The organism is Flagellimonas sp. S3867 (genome assembly GCF_014698935.1).
Lineage (GTDB): Bacteria > Bacteroidota > Bacteroidia > Flavobacteriales > Flavobacteriaceae > Flagellimonas.
The window spans coordinates 460,915-477,087 of the sequence record NZ_JACVMN010000003.1 but is presented as its reverse complement, the minus strand read 5'-3'; the positions used below and the strand labels follow the sequence as shown (position 1 = coordinate 477,087).

Genomic DNA, 16,173 nt, shown 5'->3' with positions numbered 1-16,173 from the left:
ATTTTAAATTTTGGTACAAACCACTTGATTGTCAAATTCTAAACTAACAATGGCATATTTCTCCAAAGATTTGTCTTTGGTTGCTTTTGCATAGAAAGCCATAAAATTTTTGAACTTCTCATTGAGGTTCTCCACCCCTCCTAAATTCACCACAAAGTTTTCCAATCGAAACTTGAGCTGATATTTTCCTTCTTCCTCAATATGAATGCCAATAACATTTTTTCTTAAAAAATCATCCTCGTTTATATAATTGAGAATGGTGTAGGCATCTTCCAAGGTTTTACCCGTGATTTCGCCTGTTATTATAGGTACTCTTGCCGAATGATTCTTGGAAAGTGGCATACGCTCTCCTATATCATCCAAATAAAATTTAGAGACTCCTTCTATTCTCCCAATCGGTTTACGCTGAACAATCTTAGATATAAGTTCTCCATTTATAGTAAGATAGACCTGGGCTTTTTTCACCATATCGTTGGACAGAATTACCTGCTCTATGGTATTCAAAGCTAACTGTTCTTTAGGCCTATTTTTTAGGCTTCCATAATTTTGTATTAACAATTTATTAACTGAAGCTTCAGTTAAATATAAACTGTTGTCTCCCAAAAAATTAATGGAGATATCCGCCACTTTTTTCTGCTGACTCCGGTAGTCAGCAAAGCCATAAAGTCCGATTACGGCCACGCCCAAGACCGTTAACTTGATGTGATTCCAATTAACTCGCATAAGCCAATTCTTTTTTGATTTTTGGCACTTCCAATCCAATGTCTCCAGCTCCCATGGTTACCAAAACTCCAGTTTTACAATTCGTTATTTCTTCTATTAGGTTTGATTTTGAGATCAATTTCTTTTTGGGATTTTCGATTTTATCCAACAACCAAGTCGATGTTATTCCTTCAATGGGTTCTTCACGCGCGGGATAAATCTCCATTAATAAGATGGTGTCAAATTTTGACAGGCTCAAAGCAAATTCATCTCCAAAATCCCTTGTTCTTGAAAACAAATGCGGTTGAAAAACTACGGTCACCTTGTCATTTGGGTGCATTTCCCTAATTGCTTCATGAACTGCATTTATTTCGGTAGGATGATGCGCATAATCATCAATGAACACAAAATCCTTTTCTTTCAATTGGTACGAAAATCTGCGTTGTACACCCTTGAAAGTCCCCAAAGCTTTAGCTAGGCGGCGGGGTGGGGTCCCTGTTTGCACCGCCATTGCAAAAGCAGCTAATCCATTGAGCAGATTATGCCTTCCCGGCTTGGTAAAGCGAACTTGCTTCAATACTTCGGAAGGCGTGATTAAATCAAATACGTAGGTGCCACGTTCAATTGAAATATTTTCTATGCGATAGTCAGCATCGTCTCCGATACCATAGGTATATCCAGTCAAAGGCAGCCCATTTCTCACGAAAAGGACCCCTTCGGGTTTTATTTTTTTAGTGAAATCAACAAAAGATTGTTGCAATGCTTCATCCGTTCCATAGATGTCCAAATGATCGGCATCCATCGAAGTTATGCAAGCCACATTAGGTGATAACTGTAAAAAGGAACGATCAAACTCATCTGCTTCCACAACAGAATATTCGGTTCCCTCAAGCACAAAGTTGCTATTAAAATCTTCTGAAATTCCACCTAAAAATGCGGTAAGCGGTGTTCCAGTTTCTTTTAGGATATGTGCCAAAATACAGGATGTCGTGGTCTTTCCATGAGTGCCAGCTACCGCAAAACAGAACGTATCTTTTGTAACGATGCCCAAGACTTCTGAACGCTTTTTCACCTCAAAACCGTTGTTTCGAAAAAATTGTAATTGTGAATGCGACTCGGGAACCGCAGGGGTATAAACCACCAATGTATTTTCTATGTTTTTGAAAGATTCGGGAATCCAACTCAATTCGTCTTCAAAATGAACTGCTATTCCATTTTCAACCAGTTCATCTGTGATTGGAGTTTGTGTTTTATCATATCCCATAACTTGCTTTCCAACAAAATCGAAATATCGTGCCAATGCAGACATACCTATCCCTCCAATGCCAATAAAGAAGACGTTATGTATATCTTTTAGATTCATTGTAGCAATTTTTCTATTTCATCAACAATATGTTCCGTAGCCTTTGGCAAAGCCAATTTTTTGATGTTAGCACCCAATGATACTTGCATATGGTCGGAATTCATTAATTCCAAAAAGGTGCTTTCGAACTTTTCATCCAATTCGTTTTCTTTCAATAGTATGGCTGCCTCTTTCGAAACCAAAGCATTCGCATTTTTAGTTTGATGATCCTCTGCAACATTGGGGGATGGGATAAAAACAACCGGTTTTCCTGTCAAACAAAGCTCAGATACTGACCCAGCTCCTGCTCTTGATATGATAATATCTGCAGAGGCATAGGCATAATCCATTTTATTTAGAAATGCTTTTACCTTAACCCTATTGGAATCATATTTTTTATAGTCGTTGTGATAAAGTTTACCGCATTGCCAAAGTAATTGGATTCCATTTTTTTTAAAAAAACCAAGTTCTTTTTCAATCAATTGGTTGATTCTTCGCGCGCCTAAACTTCCGCCGATAATCAATACGGTTTTTTTACTCGGATTCAATCCGAAAAATTGAATCGCTTCAGACCTATCAACCTGAAGATTGACCAAATCGGAACGCACCGGATTTCCAGTTTTAATTATTTTTTCTTGCGGAAAAAATTGCTCCATTCCATCATAAGCGACACAAATGACCTTTGCTTTCCCGGCCAATAGTTTATTTGTAATTCCCGCAAAAGAATTTTGTTCTTGAAGCACACAAGGAACTCCGACCCCGACCGCCATTTTCAATAATGGTCCGCTAGCAAAACCACCAGTCCCGATGGCTACATCTGGTCTAAACCTTCTTACTATGCTACGCGCTCTAATCAAACTACTTATCAGTTTAAAAGGAAACATCAAATTTTTTAAAGTCAGTTTCCGTTGTAATCCACTTATCCAAAGGCCTTCAATTTTATAACCAGCCTGCGGCACTTTTTCCATTTCCATTTTATCCTTGGCACCCACAAACAAAAACTCCGCTTTTGGATATCTTTTTTTTAGCTCGTTGGCTATGGCTATTGCCGGATAAATATGTCCTCCCGTACCCCCTCCAGAAAGTATAAACCTATAATTGTCCACTTAATACTTCTAAAGGATTGGTTTCATCTATATCGTAGGATTCCTCCTCTAAATTTTCTTTTTTGTTGCTCGCACTCAGTACAATTCCAATGGCCATACAGGTCATCCAAATGGATGTTCCCCCCATACTGATCAATGGAAGGGGCTGCCCGGTCACGGGAAACAACTGTACCACCACGGCCATATTAATAAAAGCTTGAAAAACGATGGGCAAACCCACACCTATCACCAATAATTTTGAAAAAACGGTTTTGGCTGAATTGGCCACTACCACTATCCGAAATAGCAAGAGCAAATAGAAAAATAGCAGCGCTCCTCCTCCCAACAGTCCATATTCTTCAATAATGATGGCAAAAATAAAATCTGATGTACTTTGGGAAAGCATGTTCTTGATCACGCTTTTTCCCGCACCTTTGCCCACTACTCCCCCTTCTGCAATGGCAATCTTAGCCAAAGTCAATTGGTGTAAATCATCTTTTCCTGCTTTTTCCGGACTCCAAAAGGTTTCAATTCTTGATTTCCAGGTGGTGGCCCTTTGTCCTGGAATCACCTCTGGGGTTTTAAAAATCACAAACAAAAACATGGAAGCCAGCACGAGACCTGCTCCTACAATACTGAGTAAATACTTTAAGGGATATCCTCCTAAAAAGCACAATACCAATACTAAAAAGCAGATGATAGCCGCTGTAGAAAAGTTTTCTGGTAAAATTAGCAAGACCACTAAAGCAGTCGGTAACCAAAGCGGCAGTATACTTTCCTTAAATGTGATGGCCACATCTTTGATCTTGGTCAAATAGCGAGCAATCCAAATCATCAAAACAACCGAGGCCAAAGTCGAGGTTTGGAAATTAACCCCTACAAATGGAATTTTTATCCACCTGTTTGCGGTTACCCCACCAATTTTGGTCTCTACAGTTAAAGTGTAACCCAAAAGAATCAGTACAATGGGCAAAGCTATGATTGAGAGTCCTTTAAAATAATGAGTTGGTATGCGATGGACGGCGTAAATAATTCCGAAGCCCAAAAACAAGAGTATAGCATGCTTTATTAAGTGTCCGATGGTTGTCCCATCGTCATTTACATAAACTAAATTGGTGCTGGCACTGTACACCGGTAAAAATGAGAAAAGTGCCAATAGGGCCACTACGCCCCAAATGGCTTTATCACCTTTCAAATTTTTAAATACTGCCAACATTTTACTCTATTTATAGATTTTTTATTGCTGCCTTAAATTGATTTCCCCTATCCTCATAATTTTCAAACAGGTCGAAACTTGCACATGCCGGAGACAGTAAAACTGAATCTCCGCGCTCTGAAATTTTATAGGCCACTTTTATGGCTTCTTCCATGGAATAGGTCTCAACCATCAAGTCAATTACATTTCCGAAGGCATCTTTTAATTTGGAATTATCCATTCCTAAGCAGATGATTGCCTTTACTTTTTCACGAACCAAAGGCATCAATTCTGAGTAGTCGTTGCCTTTATCAACACCCCCTGCAATCCAAACAATGGGTTTTTTAATACCATCAAGCGCATAATAGGTTGCATTCACATTGGTTGCCTTGGAATCGTTTACGTATTCCACATGGTTAATTTTCAGTACTTGCTCCAATCGGTGTGGAACGCCTTGGAATGTTTGGATACTATTACGGATGGTTTCCTTCCTCACGTTGACCAACATAGCAGCCAAACCCGCCGCCATGGTATTTTTAACGTTGTGCTGCCCTTGCAGGGCCAAAATATCTGTACTCATTTCCAAGGTTTTATGTTCTACGTTCACTTTTATTATTTCATTTTCGAGCCATGCTCCTTGTTCTTGCTTTTCCTTTAAGGAAAAGGGAACTAATTTGGATTGAATTGGATGTTTTTTTAACCAATCTTGAATCACATCATCATCGGCATCATAAATCAGGTAATCATTACTATCCTGATTCAGTGCTATTCGAAATTTAGAAGCGATATAATTTTCAAACCGATAATCATATCTATCCAAATGGTCAGGTGTGATATTGGTCAAAATGGCGATGTGAGGTTTAAAATCCACAATGCCATCCAATTGAAAGCTGCTTATTTCCAATACATATTGGTCAAAATCCCGCTCTGCCACCATTTTAGCATAGCTGTCGCCAATGTTGCCGGCCATGCCCACATGAAAACCATCATCCTTTAACAAATGGTGTGTTAGCATAGTTGTGGTGGTTTTTCCGTTGCTTCCTGTAATCCCAATTAAGGTTGCATCGGTGTATTTTGATGCAAACTCAATCTCTGAAATCACTGGAATTTTCTTTTCGACGAGTTTTTTCACCAATGGCACCTTGTCTGGAATACCGGGGCTTTTCATTACCACATCTGCATTTAGAATCTTGGATTCCGTATGTTTACCTGACTCCCATTCAATCTCAAAATGTTCAAGAACGTTGCTGTACTCTTTTTTTATTTCTCCTTTGTCCGAAACAAAGACTTCAAATCCTTTTTTCTTGCCCAGAATGGCTGTTCCCACCCCGCTTTCACCTCCCCCAAGAATCACCAAACGAGTCATTTATCTGATCTTAAGCGTCACAATACTAATGATGGCCAATAGAATTCCTATAATCCAAAATCGTGTGACTATTTTGCTCTCGTGATATAATTTCTTTTGAAAATGATGGTGTAAGGGAGCCATCAGGAACATGCGCCTACCTTCACCAAATTTCTTCTTGGTATGCTTAAAATATCCTACTTGTAACATCACAGAAAGTGATTCTGCAAAGAAGATTCCGCATAACATGGGAATCAACAATTCTTTTCTTACAATTATGGCTATCACCGCGATAACCCCACCGATGGTGAGACTTCCCGTATCACCCATAAACACTTGGGCCGGATAGGCATTGTACCAAAGAAAACCAACCAGAGCTCCAACAAAAGCCGCTAAAAAAACCACAAGCTCTTCTACTCGTGGCAAGTAGAAAATGTCCAAATAATCCGAAAACTGAATGTTTCCGGAAACCCAGGCAAATATTGCTAATGCCATCGCTATTATGGCGGATGAGCCAGCAGCCAAGCCATCAATGCCATCAGTTAAATTTGCGCCATTGGATACCGCGGTAATAATAAAAATTACTACTGGAATAAAAATCAACCATGCATAGTCTGCCATTCCTTCTCCTGCCCAAGAAATCCAATCGGCATAATCCAATTCGTTATCCTTCATGAAGGGAACATTGGTTTTAACCGTCTTCATTTCCTGTCCAAAGACTTCTTCTACTCTAAAATCTTCCGTAATTCGAGTGGTATCTTTTTCCTTGATTGTTACTTGCGGATGGAAATACAAAATAGAGCCCACGATTAAGCCCAGTCCCACCTGACCCATTATCTTAAATCTCCCTTTTAGACCTTCTTTATCCTTTTTGAAGATTTTGATGTAGTCATCTATAAAACCTATGACACCCATCCAAATGGTGGTTATTATCAGAAGGATCACATAAATGTTCTTGATATCGGCGAACAACAGTACAGGTAAAAGTGTGGATATGATAATGATCAATCCACCCATTGTTGGGGTTCCAGCTTTTTGTTTTTGGCCTTCCAAACCTAAATCACGAATGCTTTCACCTATCTGCTTCTTTTGAAGAAAGAGAATGATTCGCTTACCATATACCATTGCGATTAAAAGTGACAACAACACAGCCATGGCCGCTCTGAAGGTCAAGAACCCAAAAAGACTTGCTCCAGGCAGTTGGTACTGTTGTTCTAAATAATCGAATAAGTAGTATAACATTGGCTACATTATTTGTTTAAATCGGTCAATGCCGCTTTTACTTCTTTAAAATCATCAAAATCCACTCGAACCCCATTGGTTTCCTGGTAGGTTTCATGTCCTTTGCCCGCCACCAAAATGATATCATTGGCCAAGGCCAACTTGCATGCTGTTTTAATAGCTTGCTTTCTATTTTCAATGGACAAGATCTTTTTGGTATTATGGGCCTCAACTCCTGCTTCCATTTCCTCAATAATTATGGAAGGTGATTCTGTTCTTGGATTATCGGATGTGAAAATGGCCTGATTGCTCATTTCGGATGCGATATGACCCATAACCGGACGCTTAGACTTGTCACGGTCACCACCACACCCCACTACGGTGATGACGTTTTCATTTCCAGTCCTCAATGCATTGATCGTAATCAACACATTTTTTAGCGCGTCCGGAGTATGGGCATAATCAACAATTGCCGTTATTTTATCTTTTGATATGTAATATTGAAACCTGCCATCGACGTTTTCAAGTTGACTGATCAACTGAAGGGTTTCCATTTTTTCAAGACCCAAAATATCTGCAGTGGCATAAATCGCTAATAAATTGTACGCATTGAAATCTCCTATTAACTTAGACCAAAGCTCATTTTTATCAATTTTCAGTAGCTGTCCGTTGAACTGCTTTTCCAAAATCTGTGCTCTGTAATCTGCGTACGATTTTAAAGCGTAGGTATGTTTTTTTGCTTTAGTATTCTGCAGCATGACCAAGCCATTTTTATCGTCTATATTGCTCAAAGCAAAGGCTGTTTTGGGCAGGTCATCGAAAAGTTTTTTCTTGGTGTCGCGGTACTCAGCAAAAGTTTTATGATAATCCAAATGGTCATGGGAAAGATTGGTAAAGATCGCTCCTTCAAAATGTAAACTCTCCGACCTTTTTTGATGGATTCCGTGCGAACTCACCTCCATGAAGCAAAACTCCACACCTTTTTCATTCATTTGGGAGAGATACTCATTTATTGTAAGTACATCTGGTGTGGTATGGCTGGTTGGATGTTCAGTATCATCCACCATTACCTTAATAGTGGAAATTAATCCAACTTTAAACCCTGCTTTTTTAAACAGACGGTACAATAAGGTGCTCACTGTTGTTTTACCATTTGTACCGGTGATACCCACCAATTTCAAATTCTTCGATGGATGTTCGTAAAAGTTGGCGGCTATGGTTGCCAAAGCGCTATTGCTATTTGGAACTTTAAGGTAAGTAACACCACCGACCAATATTTCAGGAAGCTCCTCGCAAACCACTGCCTTGGCCCCTAACTCCACAGCCGTTCCAATGTATTTATGCCCATCGGTGATTAAACCTCGTACAGCAACAAAAATATCGTCCATTCCAACTTTTCTAGAATCAAAGTGGACATTGTTGACCATAACATTGGTATCACCACTCACGGCGGCAAGGCTAACCTTATATAATATGTCTTTCAATAATTTCATGAAAGTTCCAATACAATTTTTTTAACTTGATCAATATTTGTTCCGTGATCTACTGATTGCTTCTTAACCTTTCCATTACCTCTCACCTCTACCTGCAATCCCAAATTCTCTAAAAGTGAAATGGCATCCATACCGCACATTCCTTTTACATTTGGGACTTGGGCATGGTTCTTTTGCACTTTTGCGTAGTACTTTTCATATTTTTCCTCCAACTCCTTTTCATTTAAGGCCTTCCCTTCGACCTCATCAACTGTTGGGGATGTGGTATAGATTTTTTGTGCCATCGATTTGAAAACCGGTCCGGAAACGTCCGCCCCATAATAGCCTACACTTTTATCTGGTTCGTGGATAACCACAATGCAAGAATATTTTGGGTTGTCCGCCGGAAAATATCCTGCGAAAGACGAGATATATGCCATCTTATCGGGGTCTTTGGCTACATAATTCTTCTGGGTAGTGCCTGTTTTTCCTGCCATAGAAAAACTCTTGGAGTAAAGCCTATGTCCTGTTCCATAATCTTTCTCCACGACATCTTTTAGCAATTGCTGAACCTTTTCCACAGTTTCCTTTGAGCAGATGGATGGATTTACCACTTCTTTGTCAAAGCTCTTCAGGACTTTATTCCCTTCCCGTACGGCTTTGATCAACCTAGGTTTTACAAATTCACCATCATTGGCAATGGCATTGTAGAATGCAAGTGTCTGTATAGGGGTCATAGACACCTCATATCCATGTGACATCCATCCGAGGGATATCCCTGACCAGCCTTTATCTCCAGGATACCGAATCACAGGCTTTCCTTCACCGATTATGGGTAATCCCAATTTTTTATGGAGTCCCATATTCATCAAGCGATTGACAAATTTTTCAGGGGTTTCTTTATAGTTTTCATGAATAATCTTGGCAAATGCCGTGTTTGAGGAGACCGCAAAGGCATGTGCAGCTGATATTTTGCCATATCCTCCCCATTTTGAATCTTTAACAACACGGTCATAAATACGATACCTTCCTTTTTCGGTATCGATTACAGTGCTGGTGTCAATGACCTTATCTTCAAGTGCTGCCACCATGGACATCAATTTGAATGTTGATCCCGGTTCATGGGATTCACCAACTGCATAATTCAGTTTTTCGTAATATTTTCCTTCGGAAGTACGGCCTAAATTGGAGATCGCCTTAATCTCACCTGTCGCAGTTTCCATTACCACAACACAACCGTGATCTGCATTGTATTTTTCAAGCTGTGCCAAAAGTTCGTGATGCGCTATGTCTTGAATGTTTATATCGATAGTGGAAACCACATCCAGCCCATCTTGGGGCTCAACAATATTATCCAGACCGACCGGCTTCCATTGTCCTTTGGCTATTTTTTGTTTGAGTCGCTTTCCTTCCTTACCTCGTAAGTATTGCTCACCAAAAGCGCCGTCAAGTCCTACTCGAGTATAATAACCGTTTTCATCTACACGCTCATATCCAATGCTTCTGGCTGCCATTTTACCCAAAGGGTATTCACGAACCACCCGGTGCGTTTCAATAAAACCACCCTTATAAGGTCCCAGTTTGAACAATGGAAATTGTTTGATTCGAACGTAGTCCAAATAATCCACATTTCTTGCGACAAGTTTATAACGATTGCTATTGGCCTTTGCCTTTCTGAAAAGCTGTCTGTAATACGAAGAAGGTCTATTAAAAAGATTGCCCAATGAATCGGACAGGGCCGCTACATTATTTTGAAAGTTTTCTTCGGATACTGTTTTGGCATCAAATCGGATCTCATATTTTGGAACGGAAGCGGCCAACAAACTACCATCGTCAGAATAGAGATTGCCCCGGTTGGGCTCAATGGTGAACATTTTTTCAGTTTTGTTCAGTGCCAGTTCCTTGTAGTCCTCACCCTTGATCATTTGGATATCTACGAGTTTCACTATCACACAAATAGCGAAGACCAGCAGACCCCCTGCAACCAAGTAAAGTCTGTTCATGATATTTTTTTCGGTTATCGCCACTACTTATTCGATTTAACCTTTATTTTTTGCGGAGGAATTTTTGATGGCTTCAGTCCTTCAACCGCGACAGTCTGCCGCAGGGTGGACTCCAGTTTCATTTGCTGAACCATGGACCGATGTTCGAAGAATTCGCTCTTAAGCTTTCGTACTTCTTCGCTCAAGGCTGCGATTTCATGAACTTTTTTATCTGCATTGTGGCTACTGGAAATCATCATTGCTGCCAAAAAAGAGGCGAACAACAAAAACATCCAGTTTTTGGGAGCATCCCCGCTCACCAAAAACTTTCCTTTTAATAAATCCAGTATTCCCTTTTTCATTTTTGTGTTCGGTTATTTATTTTCTTATGCACTTCGGTAATGCTCAGTGCAGGTAAGCTCAGTGTGACATTCTCAAGGAGACCATCTCAACTTTTATATTCGTTCTGCGATACGGAGTTTTGCACTCCTTGCACGGTTATTTTTTGCAATTTCTTCAGCCGATGGAACTATTAATCCTCCGACTTTTTTTAATGGAACATCTATATTTCCATAAAAGTCCTTTTCTGCCAACCCTTCAAAACGTCCGTCTCGAATGAAACGCTTTACCAATCGGTCTTCCAATGAATGATAGCTTATCAAACTCAACCGTCCTCCTTCTTTCAACACTTCAGGTGCTTGGAGTAAAAATTCCTTGAGCACCGCTATCTCTTGGTTTACCTCAATCCGAATGGCTTGATAGATCTGAGCCAAAATCTTGTTCTCCTTCATTTTTGGCAAAAACCTAGTCAGCACCTTCTTCAAATCATCTGTGGTTTTTATAAAGTTCCCTGCCCTTGATTCGACAATTGTTTTTGCCATGGCGTTTGCATTGCGCAATTCGCCGTATTGAAACAGAACTGAAGCCAAATCTTTTTGGGAATACTTGTTGACCACTTCATAGGCGGATACCTCATTGTTTCTGTTCATCCGCATATCCAAATCCGCATTAAAACGAATGGAAAAACCTCTGTCCGCCTCATCGAACTGATGTGAAGAAACACCGAAATCTGCTAAGATTCCATCAACTTTCCGAATGCCATAGAACTTCAAATATTGTTTGAGAAACTGAAAATTTTGATTGATCAATTGAAACCTCTCATCATCTATCACATTTGCCAGGGCATCTTCATCTTGATCAAAGGCAATCAATCTGCCCTCACTTCCCAATCTTTTCAGAATCTCTTTGGAATGTCCTCCGCCACCAAAAGTGACATCAACATACACTCCATTTTTTTTAATGTCCAACCCATCAACTGATTCTTGGAGCAAAACTGGGTTGTGATATTCGCTAGTCATCGTCGTCAAAAATCTCCTCTGCTAAATCGGCATAATCTTTTTCACCTTCTGCCAAGACGGCCTCATAGTTATCCTTGTTCCAGATTTCTATTTTATCGAAAACCGCATTGAGAACCACTTCTTTTCCAATTTCGGCATAGGCGACCAAATTTTTCGGAATCTGTAATCTACCTGTATCGCCATCAATAGTGACCTCTTTCATTCCCGCTACAAAATTTCTAACGAAGGCATCGTACTTTCGGTTAATTTTGCTTTTCTTCATGACCTTTTGCATCAAAACATCGAACTCCTCTTTAGGGTACAACTCCAAACATTGCTGAAAAACGGATCGTTTGATCACAAAGCCGTCCTTTAAAACAGGCAACAACTGATTCTTTAGGGAAATGGGTAAAATCACCCTTCCTTTGGCATCAGCTTTACAATCATGTTGTCCTATGATATGGGTCACTAGAAATCAATTGGTTAAGAATAATAACTCAAATATATAGATTTTATTTCCACATTTCTCCACTAAACGACACATTGTTGATAAATTTTCCACTTTTTGATCTATTTCATCATGTTTTTCCCAAAAAACTGAATCCCTATTTGTTTTTGATAATTAACACCCATTAAGCAGCAACAAAATAGATGTAAACAGAAGGCAATAATGCAGAAAATGGTGTGATATGAATTGCCTATATTTGCCCTTCTTAGGACCAACTAACTTTAGATGGAAGAACAAATCATCAAGGAAGGCAAATACCGTTACATTGAAAAAGGAGAAGGCACTCCCATGATTATTTTACATGGATTAATGGGTGGATTGAGTAATTTTCAAGGGGTATCGGACAATTTCCCATCCAAGGGTTATAAGGTGCTTATTCCAGAGCTTCCTATTTATGAAATGCCCATGTTAAAGACCACGGTGAAAAACTTTGCCAAGTTTTTAGAGGATTTTATCGAGTTCAAGGGGCTAAAGGATGTAATTCTATTGGGAAATTCCCTAGGAGGTCATATTGGACTCTTGCACACCAAAATGTTCCCTGAAATGGTCAAAGCTTTGGTGATTACTGGTAGTTCTGGTCTTTATGAAAGCGCCATGGGAGATGGATACCCTAAACGTGGGGATTATGAGTTCATAAAAAAGAAGGCACAAGATGTTTTCTATGACCCAGCTGTAGCAACCAAAGAGATTGTGGATGAGGTATTTGCCACGGTAAACGATCGTATGAAATTGGTAAAGACGTTGGCCATTGCAAAGAGTGCCATTAGACATAATATGTCTAAGGATTTACCCCATATGAAAACACCCACTTGTATTATTTGGGGCGAAAATGATACGGTTACCCCCCCCAAAGTAGCTAAAGAATTCCACGAACTGCTGCCCGATTCTGATCTGTTCTGGATTGAAAAGTGCGGACACGCGCCTATGATGGAGCACCCAGAGGATTTTAACAAGATTCTAGAGGCCTGGCTCAACCAAAGGAACTTCTAACTTATGAAAATTACTTCGGCCGAATTTGTGATGAGCAACTCCAGTGTGGCCAAATGTCCGAATGAGCCATTACCCGAATATGCTTTTATTGGACGTTCCAATGTTGGCAAATCTTCTTTGATCAATATGCTTGTAGATCAGAAAAGTTTGGCCAAAACTTCTGGTCGCCCCGGAAAGACCCAGCTTATAAATCATTTTAAAATCAATAAAAATTGGTTTTTGGTGGATTTACCTGGATACGGATACGCCCGTGTTTCCAAAAAGGACAAAAAAGTCTTTCAGAAATATATTACAGAGTATTTTCAAAAAAGAAAACAATTGGTCTGTGGTTTTGTTCTGGTCGATATCAGGCACGAACCGCAACCTGTAGATTTAGAGTTTATGGAGTGGTTGGGAACACACCAAATTCCGTTTGCCATTATTTTTACGAAGGCTGATAAATTAAAACCGGCTGTAATCGACAAACAGGCGGGTACTTATCTTCAAAAATTATTGGAGGGTGCTTGGGAAGAAACCCCTCCGCACTTCATTACCTCTTCGGCGAACCGTATTGGCCGTGACGAATTGCTCGATTATATTGATGAAATCAATCAGGAGTTTTTCGGACAGAACACTTAGCCGTAATACCTTTACAGACCATATTTAGCCATCTTAAGTTTTATGTAGTACGCTTACGGTATATGTACGTTTTGCGTCCTATTTTCTTTTAATTCAGGCGTATTCCTCCATTACATTTGGCCAAACAAAATTACATTCTTATGAAATCATTAAAAAAACAATTCCCTACACTCTTATTGATCCTTTGTGTTTCAACCACAATTGCTCAAGAAAAGAAAATCGCTTTCAATTTTAAAAAGGGACAGGTTTTCGATATTATTTTTTTAAATCAAAAACCGGATAAGGGCGATTTGCTGCAAGAATATTTTAAACTAGCATTTCCTGTAGCGATTAAAAATGGGTACAACAAACAACCTGGTTTTTCCATTAAAAAATCCACACAAGGAAATTATCATCCCCAAAGTATGATTTTCGGTTATTGGAACACTTTGGATAGTAGATCCAAGTTTCTTGTCGAAATTGAAAATGTACTCCCAGATTTCCATAAGCGAAGAAGAGATCTATGGTCAACGTTTGCACTTACCTACTGGGAGTTGAAAGAAGATCTTTCATTTGAGATAAATTCCAATAAGTACAATGTGGTCACCTCCTATTGGAAAAAGGAAGGGAAATCTATTGACCCATTTATAAATAAATGGTCAAGCAAAGCAAAACAACAAGGTGCCAAAATAAAAGTAGCCCTTGTTAATGGAGCTTCACCTTTTGGGTATTATTACAACCCAGATTGTTTAATTATTACAGAATGGGAAAATGAAGCTGCCTTTAATGCATTCCTTAAGTCCAATTTGGCTATGGACCACAAGGTTGTGGAGCATGTAAATCAATTTATTCTTTAACAACAACCGAGCAGATCATTTAACAATGGTCTGCTTACTTTAGCACCATGCAAACAGTAATTAACCAGTTCGTATATTTCGCTTACTTCCAATGCCTCTTTTTACTGTTCATTTATGCTTTTTCTCCTAATAACCGAAAAAACATTAATGGCTATTTGGTTTTTTTGGTGTTGCTATTGGCGATAGGTTTAACAGGCCGTATTATTTCTATCTCAGAACTTTTTGAGGAGAACTTTCGTTTCTATGCATTTTCCGAATTTTCAATCTTAATGTTCGGCTCTACCATTTATCTGTTTACCCGTTCATCCCTTACCGGGAAAAAATTTGAGGCAATGGAATTGCTTCACTATCTCCCCGGTACAATTTATATACTCATCATCATTTTCTATTTCATGATACCTTCTGACCAGGTGATCGGGGAAAGATTTAAAAGTGGCGAACTAAATCGAACAATTACTTTGCTTGTTGGTATCGGACTAGCATTTAATATTACATATTGGATATTGAGCTGCCGCCTCTTTTTTGTGACCAAAAAGAAATTGCGCAACGAGCTTAGCTATGCAATTAAGACACGATTTTTCTCAAATTTTCTTATTGCAATAGGATTATGCCTTGTAAGTTGGCTAATCATATACTTGGTAAGCACTTTGGAACACAATACTTTGGAAAGAACAGCACGCAGAACCATTTGGTTGAGTATTGCCCTAATTATTCTTTTTATAACCTATTATGGCATGAAAGAACCGGAACTATTTAAGGTAGGCGAGCAGGTGAAACCAAGAAAGTACCAACAGTCAAAACTTTCTATAGCAGAGCTCGATAATCTGAAAATCCGGTTAGAAGAGTTGATGATTGAGAAAAAACCATACCTCAACAGAAAATTGGTAAAGTCTGAACTTTCAGAAATGCTCGGTATCAGCAATCCAGAAATTGCTCGACTGTTGAATGAACGTATTGGAATGAATTTTTTTGAATACATCAATTATTACAGAATCAAAGAATTTGTAGCATTGGCACAATCTGATAAAGCCAAAAACTTAACGTTTTTTGGACTAGCCCAAGAAGCTGGGTTTAACTCAAAAACTACGTTCAATAAATCTTTTAAGAAACTGATGGGCACATCGCCGAAGGAATATTTTAATCAATCTATCTCACAACTCTAGGTTTGCTTCTCTATTGACTCGACTAAATCTTGGGCTGTCTTTAATTGATTTAATTCTTCGGTAGAAATGAAAATTTTCAATCCTTTTTCGCTATCGGAAAGTACAATGGGAAGGGTGAATTTATTTACCAATTTAGATCCATATGCTCTAGCAAATTCATCTTTGTGGAGGAACACCATCTTATATTGACTTTCCTGCCTGAACTTTTTCCATGTTTTGTTTTCAGAAACAATTCCAAAGGTAATGTCGCAAAGGTTGCATTCATATGTAGAAGGGCTAAAAACCTTATGCATACTATCTAGAATGGTATTTCGTATTCCTGAATTAGCATTGTAGACAAATAAGAGTTTGGCTGTTTTTTCCCTTTTCATTGCTCA

Annotated in this window: 16 protein-coding genes; 4 read left to right on the top strand and 12 right to left on the bottom strand. The window is 39.1% G+C overall.

The window, feature by feature from the left end:
- Positions 1-3: 3 nt before the first annotated feature.
- The 11 genes from IAG46_RS15530 to IAG46_RS15480 all read right to left on the bottom strand — a co-directional run bounded on the left by IAG46_RS15530 (position 4) and on the right by IAG46_RS15480 (position 12,150).
- Complete coding sequence (locus tag IAG46_RS15530; protein WP_190811303.1) at positions 4-723, bottom strand: cell division protein FtsQ/DivIB; 720 nt, start codon at positions 721-723, stop codon at positions 4-6.
- Positions 713-2,065 carry a UDP-N-acetylmuramate--L-alanine ligase gene (murC, locus tag IAG46_RS15525; protein ID WP_190811302.1) on the bottom strand — a complete coding sequence of 451 codons (1,353 nt, stop codon included), beginning with the start codon at positions 2,063-2,065 and terminating at the stop codon, positions 713-715. Before murC ends, IAG46_RS15530 begins: the two co-directional genes overlap by 11 nt.
- Positions 2,062-3,150 (bottom strand): undecaprenyldiphospho-muramoylpentapeptide beta-N-acetylglucosaminyltransferase, encoded by a 1,089-nt coding sequence (murG, locus tag IAG46_RS15520; RefSeq protein WP_190811301.1) that lies wholly within the window; start codon positions 3,148-3,150, stop codon positions 2,062-2,064. The genes murC and murG overlap by 4 nt, the downstream gene beginning before the upstream one ends.
- Positions 3,137-4,345: an FtsW/RodA/SpoVE family cell cycle protein gene (locus tag IAG46_RS15515; protein WP_190811300.1), complete on the bottom strand. Its 1,209-nt coding sequence runs from the start codon at positions 4,343-4,345 to the stop codon at positions 3,137-3,139. The genes murG and IAG46_RS15515 overlap by 14 nt, the downstream gene beginning before the upstream one ends.
- Before the next feature lie 10 nt (positions 4,346-4,355).
- Complete coding sequence (murD, locus tag IAG46_RS15510) at positions 4,356-5,690, bottom strand: UDP-N-acetylmuramoyl-L-alanine--D-glutamate ligase (RefSeq protein WP_190811299.1); 1,335 nt, start codon at positions 5,688-5,690, stop codon at positions 4,356-4,358.
- Entirely contained in the window at positions 5,691-6,911 is a 1,221-nt protein-coding gene (gene mraY / locus IAG46_RS15505) for a phospho-N-acetylmuramoyl-pentapeptide-transferase (RefSeq protein WP_190811298.1), read from the bottom strand.
- Positions 6,912-6,919: 8 nt separating this feature from the next.
- Complete coding sequence (locus IAG46_RS15500; RefSeq protein WP_190811297.1) at positions 6,920-8,383, bottom strand: UDP-N-acetylmuramoyl-L-alanyl-D-glutamate--2,6-diaminopimelate ligase; 1,464 nt, start codon at positions 8,381-8,383, stop codon at positions 6,920-6,922.
- Positions 8,380-10,389, bottom strand: coding sequence for a penicillin-binding protein (locus IAG46_RS15495; protein ID WP_190811296.1), 2,010 nt, complete (start codon positions 10,387-10,389; stop codon positions 8,380-8,382). Before IAG46_RS15495 ends, IAG46_RS15500 begins: the two co-directional genes overlap by 4 nt.
- Positions 10,389-10,706, bottom strand: a complete 318-nt coding sequence (locus IAG46_RS15490) for an FtsL-like putative cell division protein (protein WP_190811295.1) — start codon at positions 10,704-10,706, stop codon at positions 10,389-10,391. Before IAG46_RS15490 ends, IAG46_RS15495 begins: the two co-directional genes overlap by 1 nt.
- Positions 10,707-10,799: 93 nt before the next feature.
- Positions 10,800-11,702 (bottom strand): 16S rRNA (cytosine(1402)-N(4))-methyltransferase RsmH, encoded by a 903-nt coding sequence (rsmH, locus tag IAG46_RS15485; RefSeq protein ID WP_190811294.1) that lies wholly within the window; start codon positions 11,700-11,702, stop codon positions 10,800-10,802.
- Positions 11,695-12,150, bottom strand: coding sequence for a division/cell wall cluster transcriptional repressor MraZ (locus IAG46_RS15480; RefSeq protein WP_190811293.1), 456 nt, complete (start codon positions 12,148-12,150; stop codon positions 11,695-11,697). The genes rsmH and IAG46_RS15480 overlap by 8 nt, the downstream gene beginning before the upstream one ends.
- A 264-nt stretch (positions 12,151-12,414) precedes the next feature.
- On the opposite strand from IAG46_RS15480, the gene IAG46_RS15475 reads away from it, so the two are divergent.
- The 4 genes from IAG46_RS15475 (at position 12,415) to IAG46_RS15460 (ending at position 15,796) form a co-directional block, all read left to right on the top strand.
- Positions 12,415-13,179 (top strand): alpha/beta fold hydrolase, encoded by a 765-nt coding sequence (locus tag IAG46_RS15475; protein WP_190811292.1) that lies wholly within the window; start codon positions 12,415-12,417, stop codon positions 13,177-13,179.
- Positions 13,180-13,182: 3 nt separating this feature from the next.
- Positions 13,183-13,797 carry a ribosome biogenesis GTP-binding protein YihA/YsxC gene (gene yihA / locus IAG46_RS15470; protein ID WP_190811291.1) on the top strand — a complete coding sequence of 205 codons (615 nt, stop codon included), beginning with the start codon at positions 13,183-13,185 and terminating at the stop codon, positions 13,795-13,797.
- Between the two features lie 140 nt (positions 13,798-13,937).
- Complete coding sequence (locus tag IAG46_RS15465) at positions 13,938-14,633, top strand: hypothetical protein (protein WP_190811290.1); 696 nt, start codon at positions 13,938-13,940, stop codon at positions 14,631-14,633.
- A gap of 47 nt (positions 14,634-14,680) precedes the next feature.
- Positions 14,681-15,796 (top strand): helix-turn-helix domain-containing protein, encoded by a 1,116-nt coding sequence (locus IAG46_RS15460; protein WP_190811289.1) that lies wholly within the window; start codon positions 14,681-14,683, stop codon positions 15,794-15,796.
- On the opposite strand, the gene IAG46_RS15455 is transcribed toward IAG46_RS15460, so the two are convergent.
- On the bottom strand, positions 15,793-16,167 hold the full coding sequence (locus IAG46_RS15455) for a GTPase (protein WP_190811288.1): 375 nt from the start codon (positions 16,165-16,167) through the stop codon (positions 15,793-15,795). The two genes, IAG46_RS15460 and IAG46_RS15455, sit on opposite strands and share 4 nt — an antisense overlap.
- Positions 16,168-16,173: the final 6 nt, after the last annotated feature.

Excerpts from the sequence above, each read along its gene's own strand:
- yihA (WP_190811291.1), top strand. The coding sequence starts at position 13,183 with ATGAAAATTACTTCGGCCGAATTTGTGATGAGCAACTCCAGTGTGGCC.
- IAG46_RS15515 (WP_190811300.1), bottom strand. The coding sequence starts at position 4,345 with ATGTTGGCAGTATTTAAAAATTTGAAAGGTGATAAAGCCATTTGGGGC.
- murD (WP_190811299.1), bottom strand. The coding sequence starts at position 5,690 with ATGACTCGTTTGGTGATTCTTGGGGGAGGTGAAAGCGGGGTGGGAACA.
- IAG46_RS15455 (WP_190811288.1), bottom strand. The coding sequence starts at position 16,167 with ATGAAAAGGGAAAAAACAGCCAAACTCTTATTTGTCTACAATGCTAAT.
- mraY (WP_190811298.1), bottom strand. The coding sequence starts at position 6,911 with ATGTTATACTACTTATTCGATTATTTAGAACAACAGTACCAACTGCCT.
- IAG46_RS15490 (WP_190811295.1), bottom strand. The coding sequence starts at position 10,706 with ATGAAAAAGGGAATACTGGATTTATTAAAAGGAAAGTTTTTGGTGAGC.
- IAG46_RS15460 (WP_190811289.1), top strand. The coding sequence starts at position 14,681 with ATGCAAACAGTAATTAACCAGTTCGTATATTTCGCTTACTTCCAATGC.
- IAG46_RS15530 (WP_190811303.1), bottom strand. The coding sequence starts at position 723 with ATGCGAGTTAATTGGAATCACATCAAGTTAACGGTCTTGGGCGTGGCC.
- murC (WP_190811302.1), bottom strand. The coding sequence starts at position 2,065 with ATGAATCTAAAAGATATACATAACGTCTTCTTTATTGGCATTGGAGGG.
- rsmH (WP_190811294.1), bottom strand. The coding sequence starts at position 11,702 with ATGACTAGCGAATATCACAACCCAGTTTTGCTCCAAGAATCAGTTGAT.
- IAG46_RS15475 (WP_190811292.1), top strand. The coding sequence starts at position 12,415 with ATGGAAGAACAAATCATCAAGGAAGGCAAATACCGTTACATTGAAAAA.
- IAG46_RS15465 (WP_190811290.1), top strand. The coding sequence starts at position 13,938 with ATGAAATCATTAAAAAAACAATTCCCTACACTCTTATTGATCCTTTGT.
- IAG46_RS15500 (WP_190811297.1), bottom strand. The coding sequence starts at position 8,383 with ATGAAATTATTGAAAGACATATTATATAAGGTTAGCCTTGCCGCCGTG.